The following is a 12,184-nucleotide window of genomic DNA, read 5'->3' as shown; positions in this document are numbered from 1 at the left end:
AGGTCAGTGTGGGAGGGGGCTTGTGCCCCCTCCCACATTGACCGCATTTCAATTTAGCGTTCGTGTACATAGGTGCCCGGTGCCGCTTCCGCTGCTGCGTAGGTCTTGTTACCTAAAGCCGTCGGGGCTTTTTTCAGCTTGCCCGCTCGCTCCGCTTGCCACACCTGCCAATGCAACCACCACGAATCAGTGTGCTTGGTCGCGTTCTCCTGCCACTCCAGTGGCTTGCCCGCCAGGCTGTCGCTGGTCTGGTAGCGCGCCTTGGGGTTGCCCGGTGGGTTGAGAATGCTCTGGATATGCCCGCTGCTGGACAACACAAACTCCACCTTGCCGCCAAACAACTGCGCCGATTTGTAGCAGGACTGCCACGGTGTGATGTGGTCATTGGTGCCGGCCAGGGAGTAGATGTCGGCGGTGACCTGCTTGAGATCGATCGGCGTGCCGCACACTTCCAGTGCATTGGCGCGCACCAGTGGGTTGTTCTTGAACAGCTCGATCAGGTCGCCGTGGAAGGCGGCCGGCAGGCGCGTGGTGTCGTTGTTCCAGAACAGGATGTCGAACACCGGTGGTTCGTTGCCCAGCAGGTAGTTATTGACCCAGTAGTTCCAGATCAGGTCGTTGGGCCGCATCCAGGCAAATACCTTGGCCATGTCGCGGCCTTCGAGCACGCCGGCCTGGTAGGAATGGCGCTTGGCCGCTTCCAGCGTCTGCTCGTCGACGAACAGCGCCACCTGGGTGTCCAGTGTGGTGTCCAGCACACTGACCAGCAGAGTCAGGGCGTTTACCTTTTTCTCCCCCAGCGCGGCGTAGTGGCCGAGCAGGGCGGTGCAGGTAATGCCGCCGGAGCAGGCACCGAGCATATTGATGTCTTTGCTGCCGGTAATCGCCGTGACCACATCGACCGCTTCCTTGAGCGCCTCGATATAGGTCGACAGGCCCCATTCGCGCTGGGCCTTGGTCGGGTTGCGCCAGCTGACAATAAACGTCTGCTGGCCGTTGCGCAGGCAGAAACGCGCCAGGCTCTTTTCCGGGCTCAGGTCGAATACGTAGAATTTGTTGATTTGCGGCGGTACCACCAGCAGCGGGCGTTCGTGCACCTGTTCGGTGATCGGCTTGTACTGGATCAGCTCCAGCACGTCGTTGCGAAACACCACCGCGCCTTCAGTGGTGCCCAGGGACTTGCCCACTTCAAAGGCGCCCATGTTGACCTGGCTCGGCATGCCGCCGTTGTGCACCATGTCCTTGGCCAGGTGCGACAAGCCATCGAGCAGGCTCTTGCCGCCGGTTTCAAAAAAGCGTTTGACCGCCGCCGGGTTGGCCGCGCTGTTGGTGGGGGCCATGGCTTCGGTCATCAGGTTGATCACGAAGTGGCCACGGCTGATGTCTTGGTCCGACAGGTTGCTGTCGCCGATCCAGTCGTGCAGTTCCTTGCGCCACGCCAGGTAGGTTTGCAGGTAGCGCTTGTAGAGCGGGTTCTGGCTCCAGGCCGGGTCGTGGAAGCGACGGTCGTCGCTCTCAGGTACCAGCTCGGATTTGCCGAACATCACGTTCTTGAGTTCCACGCCAAAGTGGGCGACGTGCTTGACGCTGTGCAACGGTTGCTTGATGGCTTGGGTCAGCACCATCTTCGCTGAGGCCAATAAATCCTTTTTGCGTAACGCGATGATCGGGTTCAGCCCCAGGGTGTTTTCCGAGGCCTGGCGTTTCAAGTCATCGTTGTTCTTGTTACTCATCTACGACGCTCCATTGTCCGAAAGACGAGTACCGGGTACCGCTGTGCACCACCTTCGATACACAACACAAGCCTGGTACTGCGACTCGGGTGACCGTTGATACCGCATCGTCAAATGCAGGGAACTTGCCAGTTCCATTGGTTACCCGAGTTTAATTTTTTTCGCAAGCGGGCCAATCATTGACCACGCGACAGGGCATTCAAACAGATGAAATTAGAAAATGCCCTCTAAAGAGCGAGAAGCCTGGACTAGAGCATCAGCCGCACGACCGACTCACTCGGGTCGCGGGTTTTGCCGGCGGCTTTGAGCTCGGCGAGATAATCAGCCCACAGCGCGTCCTGACGCACGGCCAACTGATAGAGGTAGTCCCAGGTGAACAGTCCGCTGTCATGGCCGTCGTCGAAGGTCAATTTCAGTGCGTACTGACCGGCCGGTTCTACCTTGATCAACTTCACGTTGAGCTTGCCGAATTGCAGGATGGGTTTGCCGTGGCCCTGGACCTCGGCGGAGGGGGAGTGGGTGCGCAGCAGTTCGGCGGGAAGTTGGTACACCTCATCGGGCCCGTAGGTGAGGCCGAGGGTGTTGGAGGTTTTGTGCAAATTAACAGCGGTGGGGAATTTCGGCATTGGGGACACCTTGGGCTGCAAGCTACAAGTTGCAAGTTGAATGTGCTCAACTTGCGGCTTGTAGCTTACAGCTTGCGGCTTACAGAATGTACCGCGACAGGTCTTCGTTCTGCGCCAATTCGCCCAGATGGCTGTTGACGTATTCGGCGTCGATCTTGATCACCTCGCCATTCTGCGCACCGGCCAGGTCACCGGCGCTGAAGGACACTTCTTCCAGCAGGCGCTCCAGCAGCGTGTGCAGGCGACGGGCGCCGATGTTCTCGGTCTTCTCGTTGACCTGCCAGGCGATCTCCGCCAGGCGCTTGATGCCGTCCGCCTGGAACTCGATGCCCAGCCCTTCGGTTTTCAACAGCTCACGATACTGCTCGGTCAGCGATGCATGCGGCTCGCTGAGGATGCGTTCGAAGTCGCCTGGGGTCAGCGCCTTGAGTTCCACGCGGATCGGCAGGCGGCCTTGCAGCTCCGGCACCAGGTCGCTTGGCTTGCTCAGGTGGAACGCACCGGAGGCGATAAACAGGATGTGGTCGGTCTTGACCATGCCCAGCTTGGTGTTCACGGTGCAGCCTTCGATCAACGGCAGCAGGTCGCGCTGTACGCCTTCGCGGGACACATCGACGCCGCCGGAGTTGCCACGCTTGGCCACCTTGTCGATCTCGTCGATAAACACGATGCCATGCTGCTCGACAGCTTCCAGGGCCTTGGCCTTGAGTTCTTCCTCATTCACCAGGCGCCCGGCTTCTTCGTCGCGCACCAGTTTCAGCGCGTCCTTTACCTTGAGCTTGCGGCTTTTCTTCTTGCCCTTGCCCATGTTGGCGAACAGGTTCTGCAACTGGCTGGTCATTTCTTCCATGCCAGGCGGTGCCGAGATGTCTACGCCGGAGACTTCGGCGACTTCAATCTCGATTTCCTTGTCATCCAACTGACCTTCGCGCAGGCGCTTGCGGAACAGTTGGCGGGTGTTGGAGTCGGCAGACGGCGCCGCGTCTTCATTGAAACCCATGCGTGCTGGAGGCAGCAGGGCGTCGAGGATGCGTTCTTCGGCAGCGTCTTCGGCGCGGTGGCTGACCTTGGTCACTTCCTGCTCGCGCAGCATCTTCAGGGCAGCGTCGGCCAGATCACGGATGATCGATTCGACGTCACGGCCCACATAACCGACTTCGGTGAACTTGGTGGCTTCGACCTTGATGAACGGGGCATTGGCCAGCTTGGCCAGGCGCCGGGCGATTTCGGTTTTACCGACACCGGTCGGGCCGATCATCAGGATGTTCTTGGGCGTCACTTCAACGCGCAGTTCTTCGGGCAGTTGCATCCGGCGCCAGCGGTTACGCAGCGCGATGGCAACGGCGCGCTTGGCATCGTCCTGGCCGATGATATGGCGGTTGAGTTCGTGGACGATTTCGCGGGGAGTCATGGACATAGTGTTTGGCGGCCTCAAGCGGGAATAAGCCTACGGCTTACTCGGCGAGGTCCTGCTCCTCAATGGTGAAGTTGTGGTTGGTGAACACGCAGATGTCGCCGGCGATACCCAAGGCAGTCTCGACGATTTCGCGGGCCGACAGATCGGTTTTCTTCAACAGTGCGCTGGCCGCGGCTTGAGCATAGCCGCCACCGGAGCCCATGGCGATCAGGCCGTGCTCGGGTTCAACCACATCGCCGTTACCGGTGATGATCAGGGACGCGTCTTTGTTGGCGACAGCCAGCATGGCTTCCAGGCGGCTGAGGGAACGGTCGGTGCGCCATTCTTTGGCGAGTTCGACAGCGGCGCGTACGAGGTGGCCCTGGTGTTTTTCCAGCTGGCCTTCGAAGCGTTCGAAGAGGGTGAAGGCGTCGGCGGTAGCGCCAGCAAAACCGGCAAGCACCTGGCCGTGGTACAGGCGACGGACTTTCTTCGCGTTGCCTTTCATCACGGTATTACCCAGGGAAACCTGGCCGTCGCCGCCCATGACGACTTTGCCGTGGCGACGTACTGAAACGATGGTGGTCAAGGGGAGAGTCTCCACGCAGCGGGGCGAAAATGCCCTGATGGAAACTGATATGGGGGTCGTGGAGGTGATTTCAACCTTGGGTGGTTGGTGCGGACGAATGGTGTCTATTTGTCTGACACACTTTCGAGAACACCGAGAAACCAATGTGGGAGGGGGCTTGCCCCCGATAGCAGTCTGTCAGTCACCGAAAATAATGGCTGATCTACCGCTATCGGGGGCAAGCCCCTCCCACATTTGATTCCTGATGAGCCCGAATCAGCGGCTCTGGCGTTGTTGTAACAACAGGTTGCTAAACCCTGCCCCGGCCAATTGCTTCTGCGCCACGGTCAGTTGTTCGCGGTTGCTGAAGGGCCCTACCAGCACGCGATACCAGGTCGCGTCCTTCACCGTGCCGGATTCCACTGTCACCGTCTGCCCCAGCAGAATGATCTGCGCACGCACGCGATCCGCATCCGCCTGTTTCGGGAACGAGCCCGCTTGCAGGAAGAACTTGGTCACCGGCGCGGCTTTGGTCTCGGCAACCGGCGGCGCGGGTGGCGGGGTGATGCCGGCCAGGGCCGCCTGGGCGCGGGCGGTGTCGATCTTCGCGGCTTCAGCCGGCGTAACCGGTGTGGTCGGCACTTGCGGCGTCGGCAGGGTTTTCTCCGGCACGGCGTCGGGCGGTACGATCACTTCTGATTCGGGCAGCAGGGTATAGAAGTCATATTTCGGCTTCACGGGTGCGGTCGGGCTGGGCGCCGTCTTATTGGCTTCGGCCATTTTGGTGGCCTTCTGCTGCTCCTGTTTGACCCGTTTGACATCATCCCCTTGGCCAGGATCCAGCTTCATCAGGAACACGATGAACGCGCCGACCGTGAGGCCGATGGCCATCCACAACCAGCCCGGAATCGGCTTCTTTGCCGGGGCCTGGTAGCGGCTGGCGCCGCGCTTGGGTGCAGGTTTTTTCTTGGCGGCCAACTTACATACGCTCCAGAGTTTCCAGGCCCAACAGCTCCAGGCCTTGCTTGAGGGTCCGTCCGGCCAATGCGGCGAGGCGCAGGCGGCTTTGCTTCTGGGCTTCGTCGTCGGCGCTGAGGATCGGGCAGTTCTCGTAGAAGCTGGAGAACAGGCCGGCGACTTCATACAGGTAGGTGCACAGGATATGCGGCGTGCCTTTTTCGCCGACGCTGTTCAGCACTTCGCCCAATTGCGCCAGCTTGGCGGCCAGTTCCTGTTCGTGGGGTGCGTCCAGCACGATCTGGCCTTCGACTTCGCTGAAGTCCTTGCCCAGCTTGCGGAATACGCCGGCTACGCGGGTGTAGGCGTACAGCAGGTACGGCGCGGTGTTGCCTTCGAAGTTGAGCATCAGCTCGAAGTTGAAGCTGTAGTCGCTGGTGCGGTGCTTGGACAGGTCGGCGTATTTCACCGCGCCAATGCCTACCACGCGGGCGATGTTGCGCAGGTCAGCTTCGGCCAGTTCCGGGTTCTTTTCCTTCACCAGGTTGTAGGCGCGGTCCTGGGCTTCGTTGAGCAGGTCGATCAGCTTTACGGTGCCGCCGTCGCGGGTCTTGAACGGACGGCCATCGGCGCCGTTCATGGTACCGAAGCCCATGTGCTCCATGAGCATCGGGTGGGTGACGAAGCCCGCACGGCGCGCCACTTCGAACACCTGCTGGAAGTGCAGCGCCTGACGCTGGTCGACGAAATACAGAGCCCGATCGGCCTTGAGCACGCCACTGCGGTAGCGCACGGCGGCCAGGTCGGTGGTGGCATAGAGATAGCCGCCATCGGCCTTGACGATGATCACTGGCAGCGGCTCGCCGTCGGCGGTCTTGAATTCTTCGAGGAACACGCACTGCGCGCCGTTGCTCTCGACCAGCAGGCCCTTGGCCTTGAGGTCGTTGACCACATTGATCAGGTCGTCGTTGTAGGCGCTTTCGCCCATCACGTCGGCCATGGTCAGCTTGACGTTGAGCAGTTCGTAGATTTCCTGGCAGTGGGACAGCGAGATGTCACGGAAACGACTCCACAGCTCCAGGCATTCCTGGTCGCCGGCTTGCAGTTTCACCACGAGGCCACGGGCGCGGTCGGCGAATTCTTCGGACTCGTCGAAGCGTTTTTTGGCGGCGCGGTAGAAGTTTTCCAGGTCCGACAGTTCGTTGCTGGTGATCGGGTTCTCTTGCAGATAGGCCATCAGCATGCCGAACTGGGTGCCCCAGTCGCCCACGTGGTTCTGACGGATCACGGTGTCGCCGAGGAACTCCAGCACCCGTGCCACGCCGTCGCCAATGATGGTCGAACGCAGGTGGCCGACGTGCATCTCTTTGGCCAGGTTGGGTGCCGACAGGTCGATGGCCACACGCTGAACGGGACCTGCCTTGCGCACGCCGATCTTGGCGTCGGCCAGGGCGGCATCGAGGCGCGAAGCCAATGCCTGGGTGTTCTGGAAGAAGTTGATGAACCCAGGGCCGGCGATTTCGGCCTTGGTCACACTCTCGTCGACCGGCAGTGCGGCGATGATTTTTTCCGCCAGGTCGCGTGGCTTCATGCCGGCCGGCTTGGACAGCATCATCGCGATGTTGCTGGCGAAGTCGCCGTGGGTCTTGTCGCGGGTGTTTTCCACCTGGATCGCCGGCGTCAGGCCTTCAGGCAACACACCTTCGTTGACGAGTTGGGTGAGGGCTTGTTGGATCAGCTGGCGAATGGTGTCTTTCATGGTGTTCTCTTTCGACCGCAAGCGGCGGCGCGCGATGCGCAGGTGGAAAAACTGGGCATTATCCGTGGCGAGGGCGGGCTTGCCAACCTTCGCGGGACCTGTGGCGTGGGTTAATACAAATCTACCGGGTCTACATCCAATGACCATCGCACCTGTCGGCCGCTGGGCATTTGCTCCAGGGCAAGCAACCAGCTACTTAATAGGCGATGCAGCGGGGCGCGGGAGGTTGCCTGCAAGAGCAGTTGAGCGCGATACCGCCCGGCGCGGCGCTCCATGGGCGCGGGCACTGGGCCGAGCAGTTCGATGCCGGTGAGGCCCAGTTCGCCGAGCAAACCTTCGGCGATACTGCAGGCTTCATCGAGAAAACCTTCGGCCTGGCCCGGCTTATGGGCTTCGGCGCGCAACAATGCCAGGTGTGCAAACGGCGGCAGGCCGGCGGAACGGCGTTCGCTCAGTGCCTGTTCGGCGAAGGCAAAATAGCCCTGCTCGGTCAGTTGGATCAGCAAAGGGTGGTCAGCCAGGTGCGTCTGGACAATCACCTTGCCCGGCTCCTCTGCGCGCCCGGCGCGACCCGCGACCTGCACGATCAGCTGCGCCATGCGCTCGCTGGCGCGGAAGTCGCCGGAGAACAAACCGCCGTCGGCATCGAGGATCGACACCAGGGTCACCCGTGGAAAGTGGTGGCCTTTGGCGAGCATCTGCGTACCCACCAGGATGCACGGCTGGCCTTTCTGAATAGTGGCGAACAGCTGATTCATCGCGTCCTTGCGCGACGTGCTGTCGCGGTCGACCCGCAGTACCGGGTAATCCGGGAACAGAATGCCCAGGCGTTCTTCGGCACGTTCGGTGCCTGCGCCCACTGGTCGCAGGTCGACTTTGCCGCACTGCGGACAGTGGCGGGGCACCCGTTCTACATGGCCGCAGTGGTGGCAGCGCAGTTCGCCGTGGCGTTGGTGCACGGTCATGCGTGCATCGCAGCGCTCGCATTCAGACATCCAGCCGCAGTCATGGCACAGCAGCGTCGGTGCAAAGCCCCGGCGGTTGAGAAATACCAAAACCTGCTGGCCGGCGGCGAGGGTCTGGCCGATGGCTTGCTGCATCGGCCCGGAAATACCGCTGTCCAGCGGACGGCTTTTGACGTCCAGGCGCAGGAATCGTGGTTGCTTGGCGCCGCCGGCACGCTCATTCAGGCGTAGGAGGCCATACCGACCGGTGTAGGCGTTGTGCAGGCTTTCCAGGGACGGTGTGGCGGAACCGAGCACAATCGGAATGCCTTCCTGGCGTGCGCGCACCAGCGCCAGGTCGCGGGCGTGGTAGCGCAGGCCTTCCTGCTGTTTATAGGAGCCATCGTGCTCCTCGTCGATGATGATCAGGCCGGGGTTCTTCATCGGGGTGAACAGCGCCGAGCGGGTGCCGATAATAATGTCGGCCTCGCCATCCCGCGCCGCCAACCAGGACTCCAGGCGTTCACGGTCGTTGACCGCCGAGTGCACCAGGGCGATGCGCGCATTGAAGCGCTGCTCGAAACGCGCCAGGGTTTGCGGGCCGAGGTTGATCTCCGGGATCAACACCAGTGCCTGCTTGCCGGCCTGGAGGGTTTCGCGGATCAACTGCAAATAGACTTCGGTCTTGCCGCTGCCGGTGACGCCGGCCAGCAGGAACGCATGGAAACTGTCGAAACCTGCGCGAATCGCTTCATACGCCGCGCGCTGCTCGGGGTTGAGCGGCAATTCCGGCTGGGCCAGCCAGTGTTCGTGGCGCGGGTCCGGGGCGTGCTTGCGGATTTCCACCTGCACCAGGCCTTTGGCGAGCAGCAGGTCGAGGCTGTCCTTGCTCAGCATCAGCTTGCTCAAGAGCTGATGAGCCACGCCGTGGGGATGCTGGGCCAGCGTGGCCAGGGCTTCACGCTGGCGCGGGGCGCGGGCGATGCGCGGGTCGTCGAGGCGGGCACCGGGCACCGTCGACCAGAAGCGTTCCTGGCGTGCTTCGGCCAACTCGCCCTGGCGTAGCAGCACCGGCAGCGCCCAGCTCAGGGTGTCGCCCAGGCTGTGCTGGTAATACTGGGCGGTCCACAGGCACAGCTTGAACAGCGCGGGCGGCAACGGCGCAGTGGCGTCGAGAATGGCCAGGGCCGGTTTGAGCTTCTCGGCCGGGACTTCGCTGTGATCGGCGACTTCTATCAGGACGCCGATCATTTCCCGTCGGCCAAAGGGCACGCGCACGCGCATGCCTGGCTGCAATTGCGCTCGCAGCACGCCGGCCGGGGCCCGGTAGTCGAACAGGCGGCGCAGGGGCGAGGGCAGGGCTAGGCGCAAAATGGCGTCGGGCACGCGGGGTTCCATAGTAAGGAGGATGATGAGCAAGGGCGGGAGCCTAGCAGACGGGGGAAGGCTTGGGTATGCCACGGTTTTCTGATGAAAGGGGCTTTTATGTGGGGAATCGGCCGTAAGGTCCGCTTGCGCGTTTAAAAAGGTCTGGTAGAATCCGCGGCCTAATTACGTGCGGTATTCGACAATAGTGTCGAGTGGCGGCACGCTAGCCCGAGGAAGTGCCATGAAAGCCGATATCCATCCAGCGTACGAAACCATCGAAGTAACCTGCAGCTGCGGCAACAAGTTCGAAACTCGCTCGAACCTGTGCAAGCCACTGGGTACTGACGTATGCAACGAGTGCCACCCGTTCTACACCGGTAAGCAGAAGACTCTGGACACCGGCGGCCGCGTACAGCGCTTCGCAGATCGCTTTGGTGCTTTCGGCAAGAAGCCTGCTACTCCAGCAGAGTAAGGCTCAAGAGCCTTATGGGCTTTTGCCAGCTGTTAAAAAAGGCGTCCCTCGCGGGCGCCTTTTTTATGCCTGGGATTTGGCTGTCGGCCGCCCACGCGCAGGTGTTTTGCCCTGCACCGACGTCTGCGGCCCAGGTCGAAGTGCAGCGCGTGGTGGATGGCGATACGGTGCGTCTGAAGGACGGCCGGAGCGTGCGGATGATTGGCCTCAATGCGCCGGAGACCGGTAAAAGGGGCCGTACCGACGAGCCGTATGCTGTGGCCGCACGCCAGCGTTTGCAGGCATTGGTGGCTGCCAGCGGCGGACGCGTCGGCCTGGTACCGGGGCGTGAGCCCAAAGACCATTACGGTCGTACCCTGGCCCATCTTTATGGTGCCGATGGCGAGAACCTGGAGGCACAATTGCTGGCTGAGGGCCTGGGATTCCAAGTGGGTGTCGCGCCCAATGTGGATCTTGTCGCCTGCCAGCAGGCTGCGGAAAACAGCGCCCGTCAGGCAAATCTCGGCCTCTGGCGGCAATCGCCGGTGCAACCCGTGGCGCAGCTCAAGCAATCCGGCTTTACCTTGGTCAGCGGCCGGGTGAGCAAAATCGAACGCAATCGCGGCGGTATCTGGATCGAATTGCAGGAAGCACTGGTATTACGCATTGCACCCGATCTGGCCCGACAATTCGACAGCAGCCTGCTCGATGGTCTGCAAGGCAAGGTGATCGAAGCGCGTGGCTGGGTGCAGGATCGCTCCAGGCGCGGCGGGCTGAAACCCGGCCAGGCGCGTTGGCTGTTGCCGCTGACTGATCCGGGCATGATCAAATCGACGTTTGAATAAATAATTGTAGACATTTTTTAGGTCGATTGTGAACAGTCCAGCCCTTGTGTCCCGTGGCTTTAGACTAAAGTACGTCGCTGCGGGGCCTTGACACCCGTGACTGCCCAGTCTTGTAGGGGCTTTACGACACGAGTATCCTCGGCGGTCCGTCGACCAACAGTAAAAGCGGAATGCCGATATGTCTGATTTGAAAACTGCCGCTCTCGAATATCATGCCCATCCTCGTCCAGGAAAGCTGAGTGTAGAGCTCACCAAAGCCACTGCCACTGCCCGCGATCTGTCGTTGGCCTACAGCCCTGGCGTGGCTGAGCCCGTACGTGAAATCGCTCGTGACCCGGAGCTGGCGTACAAGTACACCGGCAAGGGCAACCTGGTTGCAGTGATTTCCGATGGCACCGCGATTCTCGGCCTGGGCAACCTCGGCCCATTGGCGTCCAAGCCAGTGATGGAAGGTAAGGGCGTGCTGTTCAAGCGCTTCGCCGGCATCGACGTTTTCGACATCGAAGTCGATTCCGAAAGCCCGCAGGCCTTCATCGACACCGTCAAGCGCATCTCCATCACCTTCGGTGGCATCAACCTGGAAGACATCAAGGCACCTGAGTGCTTCGAGATCGAAAAGGCCCTGATCGAGCAGTGCGACATTCCGGTATTCCACGATGACCAGCACGGCACCGCGATCGTTACCGCGGCCGGCATGATCAACGCCCTGGAAATCGCTGGCAAAACCCTGTCCGACGCCAAGATCGTCTGCCTGGGCGCCGGTGCTGCGGCCATCTCCTGCATGAAGCTGATCGTGAGCATGGGTGCCAAGCTGGAAAACATCTACATGGTCGACAGCAAGGGCGTGATCCAGTCCGAGCGTACTGACCTGAACCAATACAAGGCGATGTTCGCCCACCCTTCCTCCAAGCGCACCCTGGCTGACGCCCTTGACGGTGCAGACGTGTTCGTTGGCCTGTCCGGCCCGAACCTGCTGAGCGCTGAAGGCCTGAAGTCCATGGCGGCCAACCCGATCGTGTTCGCCTGCTCCAACCCGGACCCAGAGATCTCGCCGGAACTGGCTCACGCCACCCGTAACGACGTGATCATGGCCACCGGCCGTTCGGACTACCCGAACCAGGTCAACAACGTTCTGGGCTTCCCGTTCATCTTCCGTGGTGCCCTGGACGTTCGCGCCAAACGCATCAACGAAGAGATGAAAGTGGCTGCCGCCAACGCCCTGCGTGAACTGGCCAAACTGCCAGTGCCGCAGGACGTGTGCGACGCCTACGGTGGTGCCCCGCTGGCATTCGGTCGTGAGTACATCATCCCGAAACCAATGGACAAGCGCCTGATCACCCTGATCTCCGATGCCGTGGCCAAAGCCGCCATCGAGACCGGTGTGGCCACTCTGCCGTATCCGAAGAACTACCCGCTGCAAAGCGTGGATGATGTGTTCAACGGCTAAGCCGTTGTAGCGCACCAACAAAAAGCCCCGGCTCGTGAGAGTCGGGGGCTTTTTGCTGGGGTGTGTCCTGTGGAGATCAAATGTGGGAGG

General features: G+C 61.3%; 10 protein-coding genes. 3 read left to right on the top strand and 7 right to left on the bottom strand.

All coding sequences use genetic code 11. The annotated features are described in order from the left end of the window. Window positions 1-53: 53 nt before the first annotated feature. From phaC to IQK56_RS02535, 7 genes are all read right to left on the bottom strand, one after another. Window positions 54-1,733, bottom strand: a complete 1,680-nt coding sequence (gene phaC, locus IQK56_RS02565; protein WP_122305738.1) for a class II poly(R)-hydroxyalkanoic acid synthase — start codon at window positions 1,731-1,733, stop codon at window positions 54-56. A gap of 248 nt (window positions 1,734-1,981) precedes the next feature. Beyond that, complete coding sequence (locus tag IQK56_RS02560; RefSeq protein WP_150762340.1) at window positions 1,982-2,359, bottom strand: gamma-butyrobetaine hydroxylase family protein; 378 nt, start codon at window positions 2,357-2,359, stop codon at window positions 1,982-1,984. A gap of 79 nt (window positions 2,360-2,438) precedes the next feature. Continuing rightward, window positions 2,439-3,776, bottom strand: coding sequence for an ATP-dependent protease ATPase subunit HslU (gene hslU, locus IQK56_RS02555; protein WP_122305736.1), 1,338 nt, complete (start codon window positions 3,774-3,776; stop codon window positions 2,439-2,441). A 37-nt stretch (window positions 3,777-3,813) separates the two neighbouring features. Further along, entirely contained in the window at window positions 3,814-4,344 is a 531-nt protein-coding gene (gene hslV, locus IQK56_RS02550) for an ATP-dependent protease subunit HslV (protein WP_010563201.1), read from the bottom strand. Between the two features lie 255 nt (window positions 4,345-4,599). Beyond that, the gene (locus tag IQK56_RS02545; protein ID WP_027605014.1) at window positions 4,600-5,301 is read right to left on the bottom strand and encodes an SPOR domain-containing protein; all 702 of its coding nucleotides are present in this window, start codon (window positions 5,299-5,301) and stop codon (window positions 4,600-4,602) included. 1 nt (window position 5,302) lies between these two features. Next, window positions 5,303-7,039, bottom strand: a complete 1,737-nt coding sequence (gene argS / locus IQK56_RS02540; protein WP_122305735.1) for an arginine--tRNA ligase — start codon at window positions 7,037-7,039, stop codon at window positions 5,303-5,305. 110 nt (window positions 7,040-7,149) lie between these two features. Then, complete coding sequence (locus tag IQK56_RS02535) at window positions 7,150-9,369, bottom strand: primosomal protein N' (RefSeq protein ID WP_193864301.1); 2,220 nt, start codon at window positions 9,367-9,369, stop codon at window positions 7,150-7,152. A gap of 223 nt (window positions 9,370-9,592) precedes the next feature. On the opposite strand from IQK56_RS02535, the gene rpmE reads away from it, so the two are divergent. The 3 genes from rpmE to IQK56_RS02520 all read left to right on the top strand — a co-directional run bounded on the left by rpmE (window position 9,593) and on the right by IQK56_RS02520 (window position 12,094). Further along, a complete protein-coding gene (gene rpmE / locus IQK56_RS02530) occupies window positions 9,593-9,823 on the top strand; it encodes a 50S ribosomal protein L31 (protein ID WP_049710411.1) in 231 nt (76 codons plus the stop codon). A gap of 14 nt (window positions 9,824-9,837) precedes the next feature. Continuing rightward, a complete protein-coding gene (locus IQK56_RS02525) occupies window positions 9,838-10,647 on the top strand; it encodes a thermonuclease family protein (RefSeq protein WP_193864302.1) in 810 nt (269 codons plus the stop codon). A 178-nt stretch (window positions 10,648-10,825) separates the two neighbouring features. Then, the gene (locus tag IQK56_RS02520; protein WP_122305733.1) at window positions 10,826-12,094 is read left to right on the top strand and encodes a malic enzyme-like NAD(P)-binding protein; all 1,269 of its coding nucleotides are present in this window, start codon (window positions 10,826-10,828) and stop codon (window positions 12,092-12,094) included. Window positions 12,095-12,184 lie beyond the last annotated feature (90 nt).

Source organism: Pseudomonas cyclaminis (assembly GCF_015163715.1).
In the GTDB taxonomy this organism is placed as follows: Bacteria; Pseudomonadota; Gammaproteobacteria; order Pseudomonadales; family Pseudomonadaceae; genus Aquipseudomonas; species Aquipseudomonas cyclaminis.
Note: the sequence above shows the minus strand (reverse complement) of the source record. Positions and strands in the feature narration are given on the sequence as shown.